Source organism: Rossellomorea sp. NRS-1567, from assembly GCF_050467885.1.
GTDB lineage: Bacteria > Bacillota > Bacilli > Bacillales > Bacillaceae_B > Rossellomorea > Rossellomorea aquimaris_C.
This window is the reverse complement of the sequence record NZ_JBITPL010000014.1, coordinates 50,859-75,068: the sequence shown is the minus strand read 5'-3', so window position 1 is coordinate 75,068 and position 24,210 is coordinate 50,859. Positions and strand designations below refer to the sequence as shown.

Sequence of the window (24,210 nt, the reverse complement as noted above, 5' to 3'; positions counted from 1 at the left end):
CGTTTACCCCCTTAAGTGACAAGCAACATAATGATCTTCAGCCATTTTCTTCAGTGGCGGGGCGGACACCTCACATTCCTTCGTTGCGTGCTCACATCTAGGATGGAAATAGCAGCCTGAAGGGGGTGTAATTAAGTCTGGCGGAGCCCCTGGAATTGACTCTGTCATTTCTTTTTCTCCATATATATCAGGGAATGCTTTCACTAGTTTTTGAGTATAGGGGTGGGAACTGTTGTTGATGATGTTTTCCACACTTCCCGTTTCCACGACTTTCCCCGCATACATGACGACTGCTTTATCGCATGTTTCCGCCATAACAGACAGATCATGCGTGATTAAAATGACAGACATCCCAAGTTCCCTACGAAGCTTTTCCAGCAGCTCTAAAATTTGCGCCTGTACCATGACATCCAGAGCAGTAGTGGGTTCATCCCCAATCAGCACTTTTGGATCGCATGCCAATGCCATGGCGATCATCACCCTCTGTTTCATTCCCCCGCTGAATTCATGAGGATATTGGTCGATTCTCTCACTATCAATTTCAACTAATTCAAGAAGTTCTTTGGCTTTTTTTCTAGCAGCCTTGTATGTTAATTGGTTATGATACATCATCACTTCTGTAATTTGTTCGCCAATTTTTTTTACAGGGTTTAATGCATTCATCGCCCCTTGAAAGGCAATCGAAATATCATTCCATCGATACCTTCTAATCTTGTTTTGATCCAATTCAGCTAAATTCTTGCCGTTATAATTAATTTCTCCTCCCACTACTTTGCCTTCTTTGGGGAGGAGATTGATAATCGATAGAGCAGTGGTCGTCTTTCCACAACCGGATTCTCCGACCAAACCGACCGCTTCACCTTCCTCTAATGTAAAGCTCACATCATCTACTGCTCTTACAACGCCATCTTTTGTTTCAAAATACGTTTTTAAGTTTTTTATCTCTAAAAGACTCATGGTTTATCTCCTTTTTAATCTTGGGTTTAAGATTTCATCAAAGGCATACCCAATAAATGTGAAGCCCAGAACAACCAGTACCACACATATTCCAGGGGATATTAAGTACCAGTAAGCGCCAAGGCTCGCTGCTCCTGATTCAAATGCATAATGCAGCATCATTCCCCAGCTTGGTTCCGTTGTATCTCCCATTCCCAGGAAGCTTAACGTCGTTTCCGAGAGGATCGCTACAGCAGAAACAAGAATGGTATTCGCAAATATAAGGGGAAATACATTAGGCAGAATATGCTTTCTCATAATGTATAGGTGATCTGCACCAATCGCACGGGCTCGTTCTATGAATTGCCTCTCTTTAACTGAAAGGGTTTGGGAACGTACGATCCGCGCTGTTCCCGGCCAACTTGTTAAACCGATGACAAAAATGATATTCCATATACTCGCTCCTAAAATGGCTGTCAGAACAAGAGCCAGAGGTAACCAGGGAAGCACGAGAAATACATCGGTAAACCTCATTAACAGGGTGTCGACTTTCCCTCCGTAGTATCCGGAGGCAATTCCGACGACAGTACCGATGATCATCGAAATCAATGTTGCCAAAAATCCGACTGTAATTGATATCCTGGCACCTAATAGCACTCCTCCCAGCACATCCCTTCCCAAATCATCCGTTCCTAATAAATGCTGCAACGAGGGAGGGCTTAACACTTCTGCCACTCCATATTCCTTTGGGTCATATTGAGTAAGGAGGGGACCAAATATGGCTATGATGACAAAAACCCCTAGAATGAGAGCCCCGGAAAGTCCCATCTTGTTTGAAACAAAGGTATCTAAAAATCTTCTCCATTTGCTTGTGACAGTTGAGTTGTTTGTAGCAATTGAGTTTTTCATCTGATTTCACCCTAGGCTTTATTATTTATTCTTGGATCAAGATATCCATAAATGATGTCTGCAATGAGATTTGCCAAAACCACACATACACTTACAATGAGAAAAATCCCTTGTAATAATGGATAATCCCTGTTATTCAATGCTTCATACATTAATCTTCCTAGTCCTGGCCATGAAAACACCGTTTCGATTTGAATCGCGCCTGCAATCATAAAGCCTATATTAATCGCGATAATTGTGACCATTGGCAGCATGGCATTCGGTAATGCATGTCTTTTCATGATCAACTTTTCGGAAAATCCTTTCGCCTTTGCCGTTGTAATATAATCCTCTGTCAGTACTTCAATTAATGAATTGCGCATGATTAATACGAACTGTCCGATTAATACAAGACTCAAGGTTAAGACAGGCAGGAATAAATGCATCAAGACATCAACGGCTTTTTCAAACGAGGTATCAAAAACCATCCCTGCTGTCACCATTCCGCTTGTCGGGAAGAGGTTCAGGGTCACACTAAAGAAGATCACCAGCATGATCCCCAGCCAGAAGGTCGGCATGGAATATGTAATGAGGGAAAATGCCAATGAGGTTACATCGATTTTCTTCCCTTGTCTGGCAGCTGCAATAATGCCTAATAATACACCGACGATAATGGCTGCGATCGTTGAAACCCCTACCAGCAAGAGAGTCGGGAATAATCGTTCCCCGATTACATGAATAACGGGCTGCTTAAACATAAAGGATAAGCCTAAATCACCTTGAAACAACTGCTTAAAATAGAGCCATAATTGAACGTACATGGGCTGATCCATTCCCATCAAATGCTTTATTTTCTCAATAGCCTCAGGTGATGCATTCGGATTTCTCACAATCATGGAAAGCGGATTTCCCGGCATGACCCGAAACAGAAAGAAATTTAGAATAAGAACTAGAAAAATTGTAATGATAGATTGAAAGATTTTTTTCAGTAAAAAGTTTTTATTCACACTATTCACCTCCACCTTTGAAATCAAGGGCAAAGTAAGTTACTCTGCCCTCTGTTCCATTACATATCGTCGTCGATCGAAACGCCTTTATTTTTTCTTTTGGCAATCATCATTCCACCGATAACAAGTACCGCTAAAATGAGACCCGTCCATAGCAGCACGGAAGATGATGAATCAGTTGTTCCTGCCACATCGCTTTCACTATCCTTTGCAGTGCTTGAAGAACTTACGGGTTTCACATTCAAGTAATTCTCATGGTTAAATGCAAAGAAGTATACATCGCTAACCTTTGTCCAGCCTTCCAGTTTTGCTGTATTCACAGCCTGGATGGCATTTTCATACATAAGAATGATATAAGGTGCATCCTCGTATAACATCTTCTGCATGTCATGAACCACTTTCTGTCTTTCCTTCTCATCAATCAGTTTCGCTTGTTCTTGAAGCAATTGATCATATTCTTTATTCGCATAATATGAATCACTCAGGTTACCAATTTGGTCAGAAGTCATGACCCTAAGAATCGTAGTAGGATCTGCATCTGTTCCCCATCCCCAAATAAACATGTCAAAATCAGCGTTATCATAAATTCGATCACCTAATAATCCATCATCAACGGTTTCGATTTCCGTGCCGATTCCCACTTCCTCCAACATGCTTCCAATCATTTCTCCTGCACGAACCTCTTCTGACGTTTTGGAACGCAACATTAATCGGAAGTTCAATGGATTCCCTTCACTGTCTTCGCGAATTCCGTCACCATCTCCATCCTTGAAGCCTGCGGAATCCATGATCTCTTTTGCTTTGTCAGGGTTATACGTTCTCAGTTCTTCTTCGGATGGCTTATAATGCCAGAAGTCTAAGCTTGGTGGGATGAGTGTCGTACCAGGTGTTGCCTGACCGGCATATGCAACATCCACAATCTTTTGCTTATCAATGGCAAAGCTTATTGCGTGTTTCACATCTTTATTTAATAACAATGGATTTCCTTTTGATTTCGGGTCTGGCCAGCTATTAATTGCAAGCTCGGTGAACCCGTGAGTTGTGGCAGAAATCACGTCAATATCCTCTTCTTTTTCTAATAGCGGCACTTGATTTGCCCCGATATTAATAGCGGAATCGATTTCTCCGATTTTTAGGGATTGGACCATTGTGTCTGTATTTGCATAAAGGATAAAGACAAGTTCATCGATGTTTGCTTTTTTATAGAAATAGTCTTCATTTTTCTCGAGTTTAATAAATTCACCCTTTTTAAATTCAACAAATTTAAATGCCCCCGTGCCGACTGGAGCTTCATTAGGCCACGTTTCCAGCTCTTCCATGGAAACATCCTCCCAAATATGTTTAGGGATAATCGGCGTCGTGCTTTGCAGCATATTGGCCTTAGGTTCATCCGTCTTAATCACGACGGTATGATCATCTGGTGTTTCGATGGACGTAATACCGTCTAAATACCCTGCGTATAAGCCCAATCCGCTTTCCTGCATGGTTTCGTATGTGAATTTCACATCTTCAGCTGTGAATGGTTCACCATCATGCCACTTTACATCTTCTTGCAGGTTGAACGTCCACGTTAAGTGATCATCACTAACGCTCCATTCTTTAGCCAATCGTCCAACAGGCTTAAGATCATTGTCAAAAGCAACCAACGGATCATAAATCAACTTGAATATTTCGGTAGCTGCGATATTGTAAGCAACAAATGGACTTATACTATCCGGTTCTGATGTCCAGCCTATATTCAACGTAAATGGATCGGCTGCTTTTGTTTTTGAAGCAGGGATTATAAAACTACTGAATAATAAAACAAACATAAGTCCGATACTGAATAATTTTTTATTCATGAACGTATACCCCTCCCAGGTTTGATTCGTTTTCGTCTGTTCTACTTCGTGCCTGATTCTGTTACATACAACTTCTTATTGGTGGCATCGAGCTTAGCGTTCACTCCCATGGGAAGTGTGGCAAGATCCTTCGTGTGTCCGATTGGCAGTCCGTGAATAGCCGGGATCCCTAACGGCTCAATAAAGTCATATAAAATATCCTCTAGACTAAAGGTGACATGAAAGCCTGGATCAAGCTTCTTCGGTCCGCAGTCCGTGCACTCACCAATGACAATCCCTGCGGCTTCCTGAAGCTTTCCTGCATGATATAAATGTGTAAACATGTGATCGATATTCCATGGCTCTGTCCAAACTTCTTCTAAAAACAAAATTTTCCCTTTCGTATCGATTTCATAAGGTGTTCCTAAGGACGCACATACTAACGTGAGGTTCCCCCCTGTCAGCTCTCCTTCTACCTCGCCTTTATGAATACAATTAATCCACTTTTTTTCATTCGCTTTGCGGATTTCTCCGATCGGTTCCTGTTGACTTAGGGCTTTAAATACATATTCCTTGCGATATTCCGTTAAATCCTCAGGGTTAAATCCCGCCATGCCAGGCCCATGAAAAGTAACAAGGCCAGTATATTTTTGAATGGCCAAATGCAAGGAAGTAATGTCACTGTAACCAATAAAAATTTTCGGGTTCTTCCTCACAAGATCAAAATCGATGTATCGCAGCATTCTTGCTGAACCATAGCCACCATGTGTCACGAAAATGGCATCAACTTCTTCGTTTCGAAACATTTCATTGAAATCATGTGCTCTTTCCTTGTCCGTTCCTGCTAAATATTCATGCTTGTTATGAAGATTCTCACCTGTAATTACCTTATATCCCCATTCCTGAAGGGTCTCTATCCCACGGATGATATCACTGCGATTGTAATGGGGACTTGCTGGAGCAATGATTCCAATCGTATCTCCTTTTTCAAGCCTCTTCGGTTTGATTTTCTCCATACTGAACTCCTTCCCTTGGAAACTAGTAAATTTTCTTAAATCCCATATCCTTTGATATTTCTTCTGCTGTTTGGAGTAATGCTTTCACATAGGAAGGCCTGCTCTCTTCCTTGTAAAAATGTTCAGGTCCTGTGATGGCAATGCCTGCTTCAAGTTTCCCTTCGTAATTAAAAATCGGTGCTGCATAAGCAACCGCTCCTAATTGAAGCTCACCCTCAGACTTTGCATATCCATGTTCCCTAATGGATTCTAAATCCTCTTTTAGTTCGTTCCGTTGTGAAATCGTGATGGGGGTAAATGTTTTAAATGTGTCTGAAAGACTATTAAATTCTTCTTCAGGCAGGTAAGCTAAAATCACTTTTGATAAAGCTCCCGCATAAATGGGAATTTTCTGTCCAACTTTAATTTCATGACCAAAATGATGAAACGATTCAATATTGACTAAACATAACGCTTGCCCATGATCGTACACACTTAAATTCACATTCATTTCTGTTGATTTAGATAATCGTTGTAAGTGAGGAGTTGCTTTTTGTACAAGATCGATCCCTTGAATAATGATGCCTCCGATACGGACAAATTGCATACCCAGCCGAAGCTTTCCTGTGGTTTCATCTTGTTCTAAGTAGCCTTTATGAAGAAGTGTTTGAACATTCCTATGAACGGTTGTAAGCGGAAGACCCGTCTTGTTGGATATGTCTACCAAGGTATGTTGAGGTTCTCTCATAGAAAATGTTTCAATAATCTCCAGAGCTCTTTCTACTGCTCTAATCCCTGTTTTGCTGCCGTTTGCGGTTTGTCTAATTTTAATCCCTCCTTTCAGATGATGTTTTTCTCCAGATCCTCACTTTCCGTTCTACGGAAAGTGGTTTCCGAAATTAGTTTATATAATATGTATTCAGCTTATTACATAAACAGAACATTCTGAATTTTCGTCTTATTATTTAGTACAGAAGCACATACTGCTCAGTAGATGTACATCTAAGAGATCGATAAAAGGTAGCCAAGTGCGGGAGAGTTGAATCATAAAATAAGTATGGGGTTTTATGATGGTGAGTTAAGTAATCCACTAAAGCTTGGCAGCATGCAAATAGGTAGAGGAAATGCTTAATAGTTCCAATTTATTAGAGTTGTCCAACAGCCTCTTTTCTATAATCTTTTTTCACTCCCAAAGCTTCTTTGATTTACGTTATGCTTTCCATCATACGGAAATGTGTTTCCGTTTTTAATTGTATAGCTATGATTATATATACATTTTTCAGAAAAATCAAATATTCTGACAAAACAAATGTTATATCCTACTTTTTTTTCACAGACGAGGTGTTTCTTCTGAAATCATTCATTTTATTGAGGAAATGGTAGAAGTAATACTACCGATATGGAATTTGGAAGGAAATTGATCAGTAGAAGATTAAAAACAAAAAAGAAGCAGTCACATAAACTGCTTCTTTCCCACAACCTATTATCTCATCGCATCCGTCAACACAGGTACGATCTGCTTCTTACGTGATACAACGCCTTTTAATAGGGCTGTATTGTTTTGAAGGGTTACATTAAATGCTTTTTCCACTTCCGCAGCTTTACTTCCAAGTGCCAACGCAGTTGAGTCGTTTTCCAAGATGTCAGTGACAACTAGTAGGAAAAGATCTAATCCTTTTTCTTTGATCAGCGTTTCCATCGCAGCTTCCACTTCTGCTTGACGTCCGAATACGTCATTCACATCGACAACGTTGATTTGAGCTACTTCTACCTTCGCGTTACCCATTGAGAATTCTTTCGCGTCAAGGGTCACAAGTTCTGCCACTGATTTCGTGCTCATGTTCGCACCGGCTTTTAACATTTCTAAGCCGTACACTTGAGCATCAACTCCAGCGATTTCAGCCAATTCATTCGCTGCTGCTACGTCTTCATCTGTGCATGTTGGAGATTTGAATAAAAGGGAATCCGAGATGATTGCTGAAAGCATTAATCCAGCCATTTCCTTCGTTACCTCTACTCCTTTTTCCTTGTAGATCTTGTTTAAGATCGTTGCCGTACATCCAACCGGCTCTGCACGGTAGTATAAAGGATCTGCCGTTTCAAAGTTGGCGATACGGTGGTGGTCGATGACTTCAAGAACGCGTACTTCCTCGATGTCTACGGCGCTTTGCTGACGTTCGTTATGGTCAACAAGGATAACCGTATCCGTTTCACCGGCAACCTTCTCAACCAAGCGTGGTGCGTCAACGTTAAAGTAATCAAGGGCATATTGCGTTTCACCGTTCACGTCACCTAAACGTACAGGCTCGACGTCCATCCCGATCTTTGTCTTCAAATCAGCATATACAAGGGCAGACATAATCGTATCCGTATCTGGATTTTTGTGTCCGAAAATAAGTGTTTTACTCATATTCATTCTCCTAACTCTATGTAATATAGTTCGTTGATCTCTCTCTTTACATTTTCTTATATTACCATATTTAAAAGCAAAACCGTATCCGTTCGTGAAGATTTTTTCCAGTGATTGTGAAGGCAGTATTCCCAGATTCTGTGTTATACTAGGGGGACAAGGAGGTGACAAATAGTATGGATCAGGTATTACAAGCCATAAGAGAGTTGCAGGGGCAAATGACACGTTTTGAAGACAATATGAATGAACGCATGACGAAATTAGAAAAAAGAATGGATAAGCTTGAAGATAATCAGCAAGACACCCAGGATAATATTACGATTTTAGTAAAAGAAAATTGGGAACACAAAAAGGAACTTCATAAAGTGAAACGACGAGTGGGTATGGAGCAGTAACCTCAAATTTTTCTACTCCCACTCTTCCCTCTTTAATTAGCACTGCCTCAAGTTGCATTCCTATAGTAAAAGTCTCATGCATCCCATTTTATTCCCCAAACCAAAGGAGGATACACATGCTAAACCGCAATGATCTCCTGCATCTTCTCATCAATAAAATAAAGACCTCAGATGAATTTAATCACCTCTCTACTCAAGATCAGAACAGGCTTGAATCTGCCCTGAACGACCAATTCCTTGCCCCCGATCTAAACCAAATACTTCAAGAGGAAATGTATCACGAAATAGATGAAGATGAAAAATTCACGATTTTAGAGAAAAGAACCTTCCAGTTAAAAATCTCGATAAAGGGTGCAAAACCACCCATTTGGAGACGTGTGCTCATACCTAATACGTTATCCTTCCATCAGCTTCATGAAGTAATCCAAACAGTGATGGGCTGGACAAATACACATTTATACTCATTTCAGGGAAGACCAGGAGTTTTTGAATACCCTGACGAAGAATATGAATTTCGTTCAGATTTAGCACGTGATTCAAAAATAGCAATCATTGGAAACTTTATAGTGAGTGAGAAAGAGACGATCTCTTATACCTATGATCTCGGTGACAATTGGGAACATCAGATTCTCTTAGAGAGAATCACAGGGGACCAAAGACTGACCTTCCCCGTTTGTATAAAAGGAAAGCGAAATTGTCCCATAGAAGACAGCGGAGGCATTCATCACTATCAACATGTTTTGAAGGTTCTATCAAATACCGAAAAAATGGACGAGGACGCCCAGTTCTTCAGAGAACGGTTTGGTGATCACGATCCCGAAAAATTCGATTTGGAAGAAACCAATGAAATGTTAAAAGAGTTGGGTTTTGAATCCAATACGGCAGACCTTTACTGAGGTCTGCCGTTTCTTTCACTAATCTCACTCATGATTTCCCTCCCTATTTCATCTTCATATTCTTCATACATAGAATCAAGCTTCTTCGTCCATTCTTCTTTTTCCGAATTCAGCAGTATATGGATGTCCAAATCTGTATTCCTCTTTAATTCACGCATATGGTCATCATTGATTTCAATCGAATGCCGACGAATCCATTCAGTCGTTTGATTCATCGCTTCTTCAATCTCTACTCGGTACTCTTCAGGCAAGTCACGCCAAAACTCTTCGTTCATTAATACGACATAGCCTAAGTAAGAATGATTGCTGACTGTAAGATAAGACTGATGGTCATAAAGCTTCTTCGAGTAAATATTCGAAATGGTATTTTCCTGTCCATCTATAAATCCTACTTCTAAGTTCTCGTATGTTTTATTAAAAGGCAGGTGACTTACAGCAGCCCCCATCCTTTGATATTGATCTTTTATCACTTCACCCGGCATTGTACGGAAGTGGAGCCGATTGAAATCACCGGGCCTGATCAAGGGTCGCTGACTATTGGTGATTTGTTTAAATCCGTTATACCAAAAGGTAATTCCTTTCACGTTTTCTTGTTTTTCTACCTTTTCAAGTAATATCTCTCCTATATTCCCCTCAAATGCCCGTTGAACATCGTCATAACTATTAAACGCAAAGGGTAAGTCGAACACACTATACTCTGGAACATAAGCAGAAACTTTGGACGTGGCAGGGATAATCATTTGAACATTATTATTTTTAAGGGCATTCCATTCACTGATATCCGAATAGAGTGAGCCGTTCGGGTAGATCTCAACCTTCACTTTTCCCTTGGTATTCTTTTCTACCAGTGCTTTAAAACGCCTGATTGCTTTTCCTTTCGGTGTGTTTTCAGAAACAACATGACTGACTTTAATGACGATAGCATCTTTCAGCTTTTCTTGATCGTCATCATATTCCGGGGAAAAGCCGGCCTGAAAATGAAAGCCAACAAAATAGGCTGTAGCAATTCCTGTTAAAATGAACACCCCTATAAAGAAAAATGTTCTCATTATTGGACCTCCCCTCTCTCCGTTCTACTAAAAATGGTACAATAACTTTGAATGAAGAGGAAGGAATATTCAGAATGAATCGAAAACAAATGCCCATTCGGTGGAAAATGACGATATTATCCTTTGGTGTAGTCCTGTTTGCGCTCATCATTGGATTTATTATATTTGTAGGAAAAGCGATTGAAATGAAGAAAGAAGAGTTGGGAAACCAGGCACTTATAACAGCCAGGACGGTAGCTAATCTTCCTACCGTGCAGAGCCATCTCGAGGATTCCGGAGGATGGGGTGAAATCCAGCCCATTGTAGAAAATATCAGGACGGTAAATGGTTCTGACTATATCGTCGTTCTCAATATGAACCGGATCCGTTACTCACACCCGTCCGATGAGCAGCTTGGGACCATCTCTGCCGGAAAGGATGAAGGTCCTGCTTTTGCCGAGCATAGTTATGTGACGACAGCCAAGGGGGAAATCGGTACAGCGGTCAGGGGCTTCGTTCCGATCATGAACGATCAGCACCAACAAATCGGTGTGGTCATTGTAGGCATACTGCTCCCCTCTACACTCGATATAATGAGGAATCTACAAAATGAACTCATCATTATAGGTGCGATCACTCTCCTATTCGGCATCATGGGTTCATGGTTATTAGCAAGACAAATAAAGAAAGATACTTTTCAGCTGGAACCTCATGAAATTGGTAAACTCCTGGTGGAGAGAACCGCTACTTTTCAAGCCATGAATGAAGGGATCATTGCCATTGATAATCAAAAAAGGATCACCGTCTTTAATGAGAAAGCCAAAGATATATTAGTGGTAAATGGAGATCCTGCCGGAAAATACATACAAGAGGTACTTCCTTCTTCAAAATTACCGGATGTGTTACACAAGAAGGAACCGATTTATCATGAAGAAATGAGATTAGAGAACAAAATTGTACTAAGCTCCAGGGTCCCTATCATGGTAAACGGAGACATTGTCGGGGCCGTTGCCGTGTTTCAGGATCGAACAGAGATGACTCAACTGGCAGAAGAGCTGACTGGAGTGAAAGAATTCGTTGAGGCATTGAGGGTCCAAAACCACGAACACCAGAATAAATTACATACCGTTGCCGGTCTGATTCAATTAGAAGAAGGAGAGAAAGCTCTCGATTATATCTTTCAATCCTCTCAAGAAGAGGAATATCTCACAGCCTCCCTGACGCGGCAGATCAAGCTTGATAGTTTGACAGGATTACTATTAGGCAAGATCAGGAGAGGAAATGAAATGGGGATAGAAGTAAAGATCGATCCCGATAGCTACCTGGCATCCCTTCCCCCCCTTCTGGATGAACATGATTTTGTCATTATCTTAGGTAACCTGATTGAAAATAGCTTTTATGCCCTAAAAGATTCTGAAGAATATACCAGGGTCATTACTGTCTATTTAAAAGAAGACCCGGACACTTTTCATATTGAAATAGAAGATAATGGAGCAGGAATGACGAAAGAACAGCTTCCCCGCTTATTTCAAAAAGGATACACTACCAAAGGAAAAAATGGCTCAGGCATCGGACTCTACTTGATTCATAGCATTATAGAGAAAGCAGAGGGTCATATTAAAGTGGAGTCAACCCCGGGTGAAGGGACGTTATTCCAACTCACTTTTCCAATGAATGGAGGGAATAATCATGAAGAAACCAATTAACGTATTACTCATTGAAGATGATCCAATGGTTCAGGAAGTCCATCGAATGTTCATAGAACGTGTACCCGGCTTTACAGTGTGTGCCAATGCGGGAAATGGACAGGAAGGTGCGGAGAAGGTTTCTTTCTATCAGCCTGACCTTGTTCTTCTGGATAACTTTATGCCGAAACAAAATGGTCTTGAAACCTTACAAGCTTTCCGGCAGCAGGATACAGACGTGGATGTGATTGTCATATCTGCTGCACAGGATAAAGAAACCATCAAGATGATGATGAGATTAGGAGTATTCGATTACATCATTAAGCCTTTCAAGTTTGAACGATTGAAACAAGCTCTTGAGAAATACCAAATGTTCAAACACCAAATGACAGGAGAGGGATCGGTGGGGCAGCAGGAATTAGATCGGCTTCAGGGTGTTCCCTCTCCCATTCAATCCCCCTCCATGAAGGAAGAATTACCGAAGGGATTGAACCAGCAAACGTTATCGCAGATCATACAATTTATAAAAGACCAGAAAAGCCCCTTATCAGCAGAAGAAACCGCTGAAGGAATCGGCATTGCCCGTGTAACAGCCCGAAGATATTTAGACTATTTACAGAAATCAGGACAGGTTCAAATCATGATTGAGTATGGTGGTATTGGACGCCCGATCAACCGATATCAATGGCAGTAAGTGAGAATGAGGACGCCCCTCATTCTTTTTTGTTTTCTTCAACCGCACTCCCGGACCAAAAAGACCAAAACGTCCTTTAAGTTCTAAATATTCTCATTTTTATATGTAAGCGTTACCATATTTAACAGGTAACTTAAAGGAGGACGAAACGATGAAAAGATTAAAATGGATTTCGATGGTAGCCATCATTTCATTACTATTGGCGGCATGTGGCAGTGATGGCGCAAGCGGCGGCGATTCAAGCAGTGGCGATGATTCTTCCAGCCAATCAATCGTATTTGGTACAGGTGGAACGTCTGGTGCTTATTATGCGATTGGCGGATCATTAAAACCGATTTTTGAGGAAAGTGATTTGATCGGGAATGTAACAGTAGAATCAACAGGAGCTTCTGTTGCCAATATCCAGAACATTACAGATGGTCTTAATCAAATGGCGATCGTCATGAGCGATGTTGCCTATGATGCAGTTGAAGGAAACGGGCAGTTCGAAGGCAATAAAGTAGAGGTTCAGGCTCTTGCAGGAATGTACCAAAACGTTGTACAGGTAGTCGCTATGTCTGATAGCGGAATTAAGAGTATTGAAGATTTAAAGGGTAAGAAAGTAGGAGTCGGTCAGGTAGGTTCCGGCGTGGAACAGAGCGCTAAGAAAGTATTGGAAGCGGCCGGTTTATCGTATGATGACCTTGAAAAAGTCACCCACACAGGGTACGCGGATTCTGTTCAGGAAATGAAAAATGGCACACTTGATGCTGCATTCTTCACTTCAGGTGTACCGAACAGTAATATTACTGACCTAATGCAGCAAAATGATGTATCGTTTGTTGAAATCAAAGGAGATCTTGCTGATAAGCTAATGGAGAAATATCCGTTCTATAAAACATTTACGATTGAGTCAGGAGACGAGGCAAAATATAACCTGGATTCAAAAGTTGAAACCGTCGGGATTCAAAATATGCTGGTTGTATCGAAGGATGTAAGTGAAGACACAGTATACGACTTAACAAAACGTTATTACGACTACTTAGGAACAGACGCAGTTGCAGTTGCACCGCTTAAAGAGGTGAACCGGGATGAAATGGCGAAGGGCCTCATTGCTCCCCTGCACCCGGGAGCGAAGAAGTTTTATGAAGAAAAAGGATTACTGGAATAATAGAGAAAGGGCATCAATCCTGGTGCCCTTTGCATTCTATCTATGAGAAAAAGAATCCTGGGTGCCTCCGCCCTGCTCCTTCTTACCCTTCTTGCCATTGTCCCGATGAACACGGTGGTCTTATCCTATGAGAATAAAAATATAGTAGTGCAGCCTGTTTTTAACCAAAAGGAATTTTCCATCCGCTGGACACATTCTGTTGAAAAAGAAGATTGGGAAGAATTTTTTCACATTAAAGATAATACCATCAACTTGACGTCCACCCGTTTCAAAACATTTGGTGCCGGTGTCCCGGATAACGCAGGCGAAGACACCTATATCAAAGATGGCTGGGTGTATATGACAAATATCCATCAACCGATTGGAGACTCATTGCGCTTCCAGACAGGTAAGAATACGAATCATCGAATTTCATTCAACGAACGAACTCTAGTACTCAATTCTCAGCGGTCCTACCAATTATCCGTGGGGTCCGTCCCTATGTATGAACTGATTTATATGATTGTTAAAGATTAAGCGAGGTGACTCATGATGAGAAAACAAAAGAACACATCTGTGGAAGAGTTGGACAGGGAGGGAAATACGAGAAGCCAGTTTCCCAAGTTGATCGGTCTATTTATTTTAGTATTGGCTGCCGGGATTGCACTCTTCCACTTATACACGTCTTATGCAGGGGCGTTAGTCGATGTTAAGCAGCGAAGCATCCACTTATATGGCTTAATGGCCATTGGGTTTATCCTGTACCCTTTTATTAGTAAAAAGAAAGGCCTCTCTGTTCCATTTTATGACTATATCTTAAGCGGTTTGTCCTTATTCGTTGGTATTTATATGTTATTCAGTGCAGAGCGCATCATTAAAATGGGGGGACAAATCAACGATACCGATTTTATCGTTGGAATACTCGTCATCGTCCTCCTTCTCGAACTGACAAGGCGTGTGACCGGCTGGGGCTTGACCCTACTTGCCCTTGGATTTTTAATCTATGGTCTCTATGTAAAGCTGGCCATCTATCCGGAATTGAATTCTCAAATCACATTGACTGTGACGAAGAAAATGATATCCCAGCTTGTTTACATTACGGAAGGGATCCTCGGTACAGCGATCGGCGTATCGGCAAGCTACATCATTCTCTTTATCTTGTTTGGAGCATTCCTTAGCCGCTCCGGCATGGGGAAATTATTTAATGACCTGGCATTGGCAGTTGCTGGTCATACAAAAGGCGGACCTGCTAAAGTTGCTGTGATCGCCAGTGGATTTCTCGGTTCCATTAATGGTTCGGCTGTTGCCAACGTCGTGACAACCGGTGCCTTCACTATTCCATTAATGAAAAAGATCGGCTATAAGAAAGAATTTGCAGGGGCGGTCGAATCAGCAGCAAGTGTAGGTGGGCAGATCCTTCCCCCCATCATGGGTGCAGCCGCCTTCATTATGGCAGAGAATTTGAATATTCCTTATACCAAAGTGATCATGGCAGGTATTATCCCTGCACTGCTATTCTACATCGGTATCCTGCTTCAGGTGCACTTTAGAGCTTCCAAACGCGGATTGCATGGAGTACCGAAATCAGAATTGCCATCCGTGAAAGCAGTGCTGGCCGAAAGAGGACATTTAATCATCCCGATGGTGATTCTCCTGTATTTATTATTCTCAGGAAAAACACCGTTCTACGCAGCATTTTGGTCAATTTTGGCAACGATTATCATTTCCGGTTCGAAGCAGGTTCTGACGTTAACAACCCTGCTCGGAGTATTTTTCATTTTCCAACCACAGGTCAATGGCGTCCTTTCAGGAGAAGGCATCCCTCCCCTGAAAAACGGATGGTGGGAACTCCTGTTGATTGTGGTGATTCCATTAGTCATCAATCTCGTTAGGAAAACAAAAAACCTGGAAGCCGAAGAAATAGGGTTAAAGGATTGCGTACAAGCACTGGAAGAAGGAGCGAAAACGACGATTCCGGTGGCAGTCGCCTGCGGTGCTGTTGGAATTGTTGTAGGAGTTGCTTCACTGACTGGAGTTGCACTGGAGCTCGCCAACAGTATTGTCGGTATTGGTGAAATGATCGACAGCCCGCTCCTTCAGCTCGTCATTACGTTACTGCTGACAATGGTTACTTCCATCGTGCTGGGAATGGGCTTACCAAGTATCCCAACCTATATCATCACGAGCACCATGGCAGCACCGATCCTTTTACAGCTGCCATTGTTCCGTGAATTGGCCGGGTCGACGGAAACAGCCGTGTTTGTTGCTCATATGTTTGTGTTCTACTTTGGGATCTTTGCAAATATCACGCCGCCTGTCGCCCTGGCAGCGTTTGCCGGAGCAGGCATCAGTGGCGGTGATCCGACTAAGACCGGATTTCAGGCGATGAGACTTGCCATTGCAGGATTTATCGTTCCGTTCATGTTTGTGTTTTCCCACGAAATGCTGATGGTTGATGCATCTGTTACGAGTATCCTTGTCCTGACCGTTACATCTGTTATCGGAGTGTTCCTGTTGTCTGTTTCCATCGAGGGTTTTTTCAAGAAGAAAATCCCTGTCAGTATGCGCTTGATAAGTGCAGCAGCAGCTTTTCTCCTGATCTATCCTGGCTGGATGACGGATATCATTGGCTTCACCGTCTTCGTCTTTGTTCTGTTTTGGAATTACCAAGGAAAGGGTAAACCGATGAATAAGGAGATCAATATTCCCAATTAAACGAGGTGGATTTTAATGGATTTTGGTTTAAAAAATAAAGCAGTGATTGTCACTGCTTCCAGTAAAGGATTAGGAAAAGCAACGGCACTCGAGCTTGCAAAAGAAGGAGCTCACGTGCTTATCTCCAGCCGAAATGAAGAAGAGCTTCAATCTACTGCAAAAGAGATCATTGAACTGTCCGGGAATCACCAAGTCTATTTTGCAACATGTGACATGACGAAACCAGCAGACATTCAAACACTCGTTGAAACAGCGGTAAATAAACTTGGAGGAGTCGACATTCTCGTCAACAACACAGGAGGTCCACCTGCAGGGGGCTTCCAGCAATTCGATGATGAAGACTGGCAATATGCCTTTGAGCTTAACCTGCTCAGTTATATCCGTACCATCAGAGAGGTTATTCCCCATATGAAAAAGAATAAGGGCGGACGGATCGTCAATATCGCTTCTTCCTCCACGAAGCAGGCAATTGATGGTCTGATTCTATCCAACACCTTCAGAACGGGAATCGTCGGGTTATCAAAGAGCTTATCAAGGGAACTGGCCCAGGATCATATTCTCATCAACACGGTGGGTCCAGGTAGAATCGCAACAGAACGAGTGGCTCAATTGGATCAATTAAATGCAGATAAACAAAATGTTCCCCTTGAGGAATTTAAGAAGCAAAGTGAAAAAGCGATTCCGATGGGAAGGTACGGCGAGCCTGAAGAATTTGCCCGGGCCATTACCTTCTTAGTTTCAGACGCCAACACCTATTTAACCGGTCAATCCCTCGTCGTTGATGGCGGATTGGTTACTGCACTATAAAAAAGCAAAGCCCCAAAGGCTCTCACCTTTGGGGCTTTGCTCATTCTATTTATACAGTGAGCTTTCCTCCGTTGGACTCGCAACCCGTCCGAATGATCATCTCAACCGTCTCATCAGACATAACTAAATGAGAAACCTTCGTACCCTCGATCAATTCCCGAGTATTACGATCATCAAACGTCAACGCACCTGCCAGATACACTTTGAACACATCAATCAAACTATTAAGCCTAACCTCATCATCATCTAATACATACTCACCACTATTCTCAACCACAGACAGGTTTTCGAATTGTAGGGCTTCTTTTAACATCTTCAGAAGCTCGATGTTTTCAGGTGGATTGGGATTGGTAATATGATAGATTTTGTCGGCTTGTGCTTTTTCAGGAGCCAAGCTTAAAATATCCGCTACGTAATCGACAGGTACAAGATTGGAAGTACCGTTTTTCGCCGCAACCAGTCTGTAGGTCCGCTCTTCTCCCCGGCGCCTTGCAGTCTTACGCTTGAACACCCCGAGTGCACGCATGAATCCGTACAGTGTGAATTGGGAGTCCGCTTCCCCCGTTTTAGAATCTCCTACAATAATAGCCGGTCGGAAAATGGACACATCCATCTTGTCTCGATAAGAAAAAACAAGATGCTCCGATTTCACTTTGCTTTCCTCGTATGGGTTATGGAATTCCCCGTCTGCTGGATAAAGCTCCTCCACCCCTTCTGCGAGCTTCCCGACCGTGTAAGCTGTACTCACATAATAAAACTTTTTCACTTGCAGTAGCGAAGCCAACTCAAGGATATGCTTGGTCCCATCGTAATTAGCAGCAAACAACTCATCACGCAATTCCAAATCAAACTTAACAAGAGCAGCGAGGTGATAAACCGCATCAATCTTCCCTGTTAACCATTCAAGATCATCCCTGCTCAAGCCAGCATTTGGAATGGTAATATCCCCTTGAAAAATATGAATCCTCTTTTGCTCATCCCCCTGAAAGGAATCTCTTAATCTTTCAGCTTTCTCTACATTTCTCACTAAAATATAGACTTCGTTCTCTTTATGTTGTAAAAGATTCTTGATGAGCCTCCCACCAAGAAAACCTGTCGATCCCGTTAAAAACAAATCCAAATTGATCACTCCTGTTGAATTTCAACCTCTAGGGCTATTTTGTCTATCATAGCACATATTGAAAGCGGAATCGTGGTTAAAGAGAGAGTTGGAACATGATGTCAAAATGACAGAGGGACGGACCTTCTATTCCTAATCCAGAGGTCCGTCCCTCTCTAATATAAAAAAACGGTGAGCATATGCCTGCTCACCGTTTTTGGATTACCAGCTATCATAAAATCTTTTTGTCACTTCTACTGTATGCGTACTGCCTCCCGCTTCTTCTACGTCTTCAAGAAGCACGGCGAGCACCATCGTCGGGTCATTCTGATCATAGGATACAAATAATCCATTTTCAGTCCCGGTTGTTCCCTGTTCTGCTTTGATCTCTGCCGTTCCGGTTTTTCCGGCGATTGCTTTTCCTTCTACACTCGCTTTACCGGCAATTCCTTCAGTGACAACTTTTCGAAAATCTGTTTTCAACATGTCAGATTGTTCTTTCGTTAGCAAGTCTTCTTTCCAAATCTCATGCTCTTCATCCTTTAGAAGTCTTGGCTTCATCATATTCCCATCGTTGATGATGCCACCGTAGGCACTTGCCAGGTGAACGATGCTCATGAGAACTTCCCCTTGACCAAAGGCTGAATCAGCCAGTTGGACTTCTTTTGAAATGGTTCCGTCGTTGGAAATTTGGGATTTATAAATTGGATAAGAAGATGGAATTTCTTCTCCGAAACCAAAGTCCTTTAATCCTGCAATAAAGGTTTCTGCCCCCATCTCTAATCCCACTCGGGCAAAATAGATGTTATCCGAGAATTTCAACGCACTTTCCAAGTCCACCTTACTCTCATTATCAAAGACACGGACGACCTTGTAATTCCCCCACGAATCATCCTTTTGCCACTTCTTCCCCGTAATATCATAAATCTTATTTGGATCTAGCTTTCCGGATTTTAATCCAACGGAAGCAGTGATGCCCTTCATGGTTGATCCAGGTGAATACGCAATGGGAAAACGATTACGTAATGGCTTTTTCAGGTCGTCCGCCAACTTTTTGTATTTTTCAGAGGACATGCCTAATACAAAATCATTCGGATCATAGGCTGGTGTACTGACCAGTGCCAATGCTTCACCGGTTTGAGGATTGAGGGCTGCCGCTGTCCCTGCTTCACTCTTCATTTGTTCATAAAGCTTCTTTTGCATTTCGGCGTCGATGGTCAAGGTGATGTTTTTGCCATCTTCAACCGGTTGTTCTGCAACAGTCACTACTTCTTCTGATTCTTCTTTTTTCAAATAAATCCGCTGACCATCTTTTCCTCTTAATTGGTCTTCATATACTTCTTCAGCACCACTAAGCCCCATCAATGATTGAGCCGTATAGCCTTCACCTTTTAGTTTCTCCAGCTTTTCTGCTGTAAGTTTTCCTATATAACCGGTCAGGTGGGCGGTCGCTTCCCCATATGGGTATTCTCTTGCAGGCACCCGTTTAGAGTACAGACCACCTAATTCAATTACTTCCAGAGCTAAAGGTCTTTCGCTGAGAGCAATCTTTTTAATCGGCACAAAAAATTCCGGTTTCACCCAGCTCTGATCAAGCTTGCCCTGAATCGATTCCGCTGACATATCAAGCAGGGATGAAAGCTTCTTTAGGTCACTCTCGTTAAACTCTTTCGGTACGATCCCCAGCTCAAATGCTTCTCCATTCATCGCAAGGGGCTGTTGATTCCGGTCAAGTATGTCGCCACGCTTAGCAGATATACTCTCCACACCAACTTTATCTCCCTTTTCCATTTCCGGCAGGATAAAAGAAGGCTCCCAGTCTACAAACCAGTTTTCATCCTCACCTTGCTTTTCTTTTGTTAAAGTGATTTCTTTTTCGTACGAAACCTCACCCGCCAAAGTGTTGAATGCAATAGTCAAAGGGAATTCCGCTTTGGATTCTTTGTCCCAGTCCACTTCTTTTTCCGGCTTCTTAAAAGTTACCTTTACGTCTTTCACTTCTAAATCTTCATAGATGTTTTTGTATCTTGTGACGAAATCTTCTTTCTTGAACGACTCTTTAGTTGAAGAGTTTAGATATTCGTTGAACATGCTTTCAAACTTTTCTTTATTCCAAAGATCGACATATTCCTGCAAGCGATCATCAGGCTTTGGCTTCTCTTGACATCCGGCAACCAGCAGGAGGAAAGTGACAAAGAGACAAAACAGCATTACTTTTCTATACATATGTACCGACAACCCCTATATTAGACTTTTCATTTCACTTCTAATTCTTTCAAAAATAACAAATTTTTTCAAATTTAATGTATCTATATGCTTGTATCTCTCAGTTATGATTATGGCTTGAATAGGAGGAGAAAATTGTCATATTTTGAAGAATGACACATATAATTTATTTTTGGACAAATAAAAAAGGCCAGTTCATAAACCGGCCTTCTCTACTATTATAAGTAAACCCCAACCCCAGGACCAAACGGAATACCTAATAAAGCAAACGTCAGGAGTAACACGATCCATACCGATAAGAACGCAATCGTATAAGGAAGCATGAGCGAGATCAAGGTTCCGAGTCCCGCTTTCTTATCGTATTCCCGCATGAAGGCGAGTATCACGATGATATACGGGTTCATCGGCGTGATGATATTCGTTGATGAATCCGCGATACGATAGGCTGCTTGTACAAACGCCGGGTTATATCCAAGTGTGGCAAACATCGGGATGAAGATCGGTGCTTCCAGTGCCCATTGAGCCGATCCACTAAAGATTAATAGGTTCAATAATGCTGTCAACAGGACAAATCCGATGATGGCCGCAAGCCCTGTCATATTTATCGATTCGAGGAAATTCGCTCCGCTGACCGCAACCCATGTTCCTAGATTAGTCCAATCGAAGTAAGCAATAAACTGTGCGGCTGCAAAGATTAATACGATATAACCGCCCATGTCTTTCATGGCTTCTGTCATATACTTTGGAACGTCCCTTGACGACTGAATTTTTTTCACAGTCACACCGTAAGCTACCCCGATCACAATAAAGAAGAATAGTGTGATGGGAATGATTCCGGATAAGAAGGTAGAAGGAATGAGTCCCCCATCTTCATTTCGCATCGGAGAGTCCGGCCAGGCAATCGAGACGACTAACAGGACGATGAAGGCTAATCCTGCCAGGGTTGCATTTCGGAGTCCTTTTCCTTCTAAAGGACTCTCTTCTTCTAATGTTTTATCTACTTTTCCTTTGTATGTCCCTAAACGCGGCTCTACTATTTTTTCTGTGACAAAAGCACCTACAGCTGTAAGAAGGACGACAGATGCAATCATGAAGTACCAGTTATCCACCGGTGTGACCGTTACTTCAAATGCTTTGGCAGCTTCGGTTGATATCCCTGCGAGTAGCGCATCGGTTCCGGTAATGATGAAGTTTGCCGTAAAACCTGCTCCTACTCCGGAGAAACCTGCAGCAAGTCCCGCCAGAGGATGTCTTCCCACCGTATAGAAAATCATGGCGGCAAGTGGAGGAATGATAACGAAGGCTGCGTCTGACGCCAAATTCCCCATGATCCCTACCATAATAACAGCGTATGTAATCAATCCTTTTGGAGCGTTTAAAACCGTTTTCTTAATCGCTGTTTCCAGTAATCCTACTTTTTCAGCTAATCCAATCCCGAGCATCATCGCTAATACAAGGCCGAGTGGAGCGAAGCCGGTGAAGTTATCGAGCATGGAGGTAAGGATGTATTGGAGTCCCTCCCCGGATACAAGGCTCTTGATTGCTAACTCTTCTCCGTTTTTCGGGTGTATAACGGTCACACCCAGACTTGAAATAAACCAGGAAAATAAAACAATAAAGACAGATAAGTACACAAACAACATGAATGGGTCAGGGAGTTTATTCCCTACCTTTTCAATCCCACCTAAAATTCGAAGATATCCCTTCTCCTTTTGAGGTGGATTCGGCTCTAAATTGGGATTTGTCATGAGGTCACTCCTTCAAATAATGTTTTAAGGAATAATTCCTTTTTACTTCCGTTAATAAGTATTTCGCTATTGATTGTATAAATCCTTCTTATTTTTTAATATTTATGAGAAAATTTTAAATTTACGGATTACTGGATCGATGCACAGTGCAGGTTCTTCATACCGCTAATGATTTCCGTGCAAGACTACGCTTTCCGCGGGTAGCCCGTGAGCCTCCTCGGCAAGCCTGCGGGGTCTCACATAAGCTACTCTTCCCGCAGGAGTCTTCGTCTTGCACTCCAATCAACCGCTGGAGAGAGTTAAAATCTAAAAGTACATTGAACATATTAAAACCCGAACTAATTTGCGTAATATAATGCAAATTAGTTCGGGTTTTACTTATACTAGAACACTTTTGTCCCAGCCTCAATTAAAGGTCCACTTATTTAAGTTGAAAACGATATAACTTCCTTGGTCTTCCTCTGCCGCCGCTTTGTTCTTCGCCGCTGATTTCCACAATCCCGATCCGTTCCATTTCAGTAAGGATTCTGCGTCCGTTCCGTTCGGTGCTTTTCAGCCAGCGGGAAAGGTCTTGGGACGTGATTTCCTCTTTGTCGTAATGACGGGAAAGAGAAAGGATTTTTGAGACGATGGCTGAACTGACCGAAGCCTCTTTAAAGACTTCCTTCCATTCATTGCCCCAGTTGTTAAGAGTGTATGTAATGGACTCTGACGACGGAAGAATTTCCGTTACCGTCTTGTCTTCATTGACACTTATGACGATGGAAGATTCGTGCTTTCTCGCATGTTGAAAAGCAAGACGGACATGATGCTCAGCTTCCAACACGGTCACACCAAACCCTAACCCCACACGGATATCCAGATCTGTATGTGCCTTCACTTCCTGAGTCAAAGTAGTGAAAACCGACTCCTTTTCATGAAGATCGAGTTCCCCTCTCGTTGTATAAACGAAGAATAATCCGTCCCCCAGTTGAACCATGGATCCATTGATCTTCTGGGCAATATCCAGGAGGTTTCGTTTCAGATCCAGCTCCTGATGCTTCATTTTATAAGAGAAATGGGACTCGTCCAAGGTCCGGGTGGAATAGATGACTTCGATTCCAACGATGGCAATTTGGGATTTTTGATATTTCCTCGATTGTGCCCTCTCTAATAAGTACTGCAAAATCATCCGGATGGATAAATTCGTCGGTACGACACGGTAACAAGGAATGCCTGCTTCAGTGAGGCGCTTTTGAACACTTTGGATACACGTAATAGCCGTTTCAATTTCTCCTTTTTCGTAGAGTGAACGGTGATAGTCTACCAGCTCATCAGCACTCCGGTATCCTTCATATGGATAAGTTGAGATTTCTAGTTGATCAAAGGAGTGGAATTGAACCGCTGTTTCAATTTCCTCCTTTGAAATTGTATCTATACTAATCTTATTTAATAGAGTCTGTTCTTTCATTTGCGCTTCTAATAATGCTCCAAAGAAACTGGATCCATGTAAAGGCGGAAAGCTCCCTTCCTTTTCCGTGATCCATCCTTTTTCCAGCGCATAGTAAAAAGGGGACTGTCCTGAAAAGAACCATTGATCAACTAAGCCCCGGTTCTTCTCAAGAATCTCTTCTATCTCATTCACCCCGTGATAAGGAAAATTCATAAGTTCGATATTGTCAAAATGAGTAGCCACATGATTGATCCGCTGAATCGAATCATCAGGGCCGATGACACCAATTTTTATCATCAA

Annotated in this window: 20 protein-coding genes; 8 read left to right on the top strand and 12 right to left on the bottom strand. The window is 42.2% G+C overall.

Translation table 11 applies throughout. The features are described from left to right. Nucleotides 1-3 precede the first annotated feature (3 nt). The 7 genes from ACIFOD_RS08260 to ACIFOD_RS08230 all read right to left on the bottom strand — a co-directional run bounded on the left by ACIFOD_RS08260 (nucleotide 4) and on the right by ACIFOD_RS08230 (nucleotide 8,056). Nucleotides 4-957 (bottom strand): ABC transporter ATP-binding protein, encoded by a 954-nt coding sequence (locus ACIFOD_RS08260; protein ID WP_430314235.1) that lies wholly within the window; start codon nucleotides 955-957, stop codon nucleotides 4-6. Between the two features lie 3 nt (nucleotides 958-960). Further along, nucleotides 961-1,845, bottom strand: coding sequence for an ABC transporter permease (locus ACIFOD_RS08255; RefSeq protein ID WP_430314234.1), 885 nt, complete (start codon nucleotides 1,843-1,845; stop codon nucleotides 961-963). An 11-nt stretch (nucleotides 1,846-1,856) separates the two neighbouring features. Next, nucleotides 1,857-2,831: an ABC transporter permease gene (locus tag ACIFOD_RS08250; RefSeq protein WP_430314233.1), complete on the bottom strand. Its 975-nt coding sequence runs from the start codon at nucleotides 2,829-2,831 to the stop codon at nucleotides 1,857-1,859. Between the two features lie 59 nt (nucleotides 2,832-2,890). Continuing rightward, the gene (locus tag ACIFOD_RS08245; protein WP_430314232.1) at nucleotides 2,891-4,672 is read right to left on the bottom strand and encodes an ABC transporter substrate-binding protein; all 1,782 of its coding nucleotides are present in this window, start codon (nucleotides 4,670-4,672) and stop codon (nucleotides 2,891-2,893) included. Nucleotides 4,673-4,713: 41 nt separating this feature from the next. Beyond that, the gene (locus tag ACIFOD_RS08240; protein WP_430314231.1) at nucleotides 4,714-5,667 is read right to left on the bottom strand and encodes a S66 peptidase family protein; all 954 of its coding nucleotides are present in this window, start codon (nucleotides 5,665-5,667) and stop codon (nucleotides 4,714-4,716) included. A gap of 22 nt (nucleotides 5,668-5,689) precedes the next feature. Then, complete coding sequence (locus tag ACIFOD_RS08235) at nucleotides 5,690-6,439, bottom strand: IclR family transcriptional regulator (protein ID WP_430314406.1); 750 nt, start codon at nucleotides 6,437-6,439, stop codon at nucleotides 5,690-5,692. A 690-nt stretch (nucleotides 6,440-7,129) separates the two neighbouring features. Beyond that, a complete protein-coding gene (locus tag ACIFOD_RS08230; protein WP_430314230.1) occupies nucleotides 7,130-8,056 on the bottom strand; it encodes a manganese-dependent inorganic pyrophosphatase in 927 nt (308 codons plus the stop codon). 176 nt (nucleotides 8,057-8,232) lie between these two features. Between ACIFOD_RS08230 and ACIFOD_RS08225 the strand changes: the two genes are divergently transcribed. Then, nucleotides 8,233-8,451, top strand: coding sequence for a hypothetical protein (locus tag ACIFOD_RS08225; RefSeq protein ID WP_430314229.1), 219 nt, complete (start codon nucleotides 8,233-8,235; stop codon nucleotides 8,449-8,451). 116 nt (nucleotides 8,452-8,567) lie between these two features. After that, complete coding sequence (locus tag ACIFOD_RS08220) at nucleotides 8,568-9,347, top strand: plasmid pRiA4b ORF-3 family protein (protein ID WP_430314228.1); 780 nt, start codon at nucleotides 8,568-8,570, stop codon at nucleotides 9,345-9,347. Here ACIFOD_RS08220 and ACIFOD_RS08215 read toward each other — a convergent pair. Beyond that, nucleotides 9,341-10,396: a DctP family TRAP transporter solute-binding subunit gene (locus ACIFOD_RS08215; RefSeq protein WP_430314227.1), complete on the bottom strand. Its 1,056-nt coding sequence runs from the start codon at nucleotides 10,394-10,396 to the stop codon at nucleotides 9,341-9,343. The two genes, ACIFOD_RS08220 and ACIFOD_RS08215, sit on opposite strands and share 7 nt — an antisense overlap. Nucleotides 10,397-10,470: 74 nt before the next feature. On the opposite strand from ACIFOD_RS08215, the gene ACIFOD_RS08210 reads away from it, so the two are divergent. The 6 genes from ACIFOD_RS08210 (at nucleotide 10,471) to ACIFOD_RS08185 (ending at nucleotide 17,405) form a co-directional block, all read left to right on the top strand. Further along, entirely contained in the window at nucleotides 10,471-12,081 is a 1,611-nt protein-coding gene (locus ACIFOD_RS08210) for an ATP-binding protein (protein WP_430314226.1), read from the top strand. Then, complete coding sequence (locus tag ACIFOD_RS08205) at nucleotides 12,062-12,754, top strand: response regulator (RefSeq protein ID WP_430314405.1); 693 nt, start codon at nucleotides 12,062-12,064, stop codon at nucleotides 12,752-12,754. The genes ACIFOD_RS08210 and ACIFOD_RS08205 overlap by 20 nt, the downstream gene beginning before the upstream one ends. A 151-nt stretch (nucleotides 12,755-12,905) precedes the next feature. Further along, nucleotides 12,906-13,904 (top strand): TAXI family TRAP transporter solute-binding subunit, encoded by a 999-nt coding sequence (locus tag ACIFOD_RS08200; RefSeq protein WP_430314225.1) that lies wholly within the window; start codon nucleotides 12,906-12,908, stop codon nucleotides 13,902-13,904. A gap of 42 nt (nucleotides 13,905-13,946) precedes the next feature. Beyond that, nucleotides 13,947-14,420: a DUF1850 domain-containing protein gene (locus tag ACIFOD_RS08195; protein WP_430314224.1), complete on the top strand. Its 474-nt coding sequence runs from the start codon at nucleotides 13,947-13,949 to the stop codon at nucleotides 14,418-14,420. Between the two features lie 15 nt (nucleotides 14,421-14,435). Further along, nucleotides 14,436-16,598: a TRAP transporter permease gene (locus ACIFOD_RS08190; RefSeq protein ID WP_430314223.1), complete on the top strand. Its 2,163-nt coding sequence runs from the start codon at nucleotides 14,436-14,438 to the stop codon at nucleotides 16,596-16,598. A 15-nt stretch (nucleotides 16,599-16,613) separates the two neighbouring features. After that, the gene (locus tag ACIFOD_RS08185; RefSeq protein ID WP_430314222.1) at nucleotides 16,614-17,405 is read left to right on the top strand and encodes an SDR family oxidoreductase; all 792 of its coding nucleotides are present in this window, start codon (nucleotides 16,614-16,616) and stop codon (nucleotides 17,403-17,405) included. A gap of 49 nt (nucleotides 17,406-17,454) precedes the next feature. Here the strand turns inward: ACIFOD_RS08185 and ACIFOD_RS08180 are convergent, their stop codons facing one another. From ACIFOD_RS08180 to ACIFOD_RS08165, 4 genes are all read right to left on the bottom strand, one after another. Then, nucleotides 17,455-18,534 carry an SDR family oxidoreductase gene (locus ACIFOD_RS08180; protein WP_430314221.1) on the bottom strand — a complete coding sequence of 360 codons (1,080 nt, stop codon included), beginning with the start codon at nucleotides 18,532-18,534 and terminating at the stop codon, nucleotides 17,455-17,457. 192 nt (nucleotides 18,535-18,726) lie between these two features. Next, a complete protein-coding gene (locus ACIFOD_RS08175) occupies nucleotides 18,727-20,730 on the bottom strand; it encodes a penicillin-binding transpeptidase domain-containing protein (RefSeq protein ID WP_430314220.1) in 2,004 nt (667 codons plus the stop codon). Nucleotides 20,731-20,948: 218 nt separating this feature from the next. Then, complete coding sequence (locus ACIFOD_RS08170; protein WP_430314219.1) at nucleotides 20,949-22,478, bottom strand: AbgT family transporter; 1,530 nt, start codon at nucleotides 22,476-22,478, stop codon at nucleotides 20,949-20,951. A gap of 421 nt (nucleotides 22,479-22,899) precedes the next feature. Next, a complete protein-coding gene (locus ACIFOD_RS08165; protein ID WP_430314218.1) occupies nucleotides 22,900-24,207 on the bottom strand; it encodes a hypothetical protein in 1,308 nt (435 codons plus the stop codon). Nucleotides 24,208-24,210 lie beyond the last annotated feature (3 nt).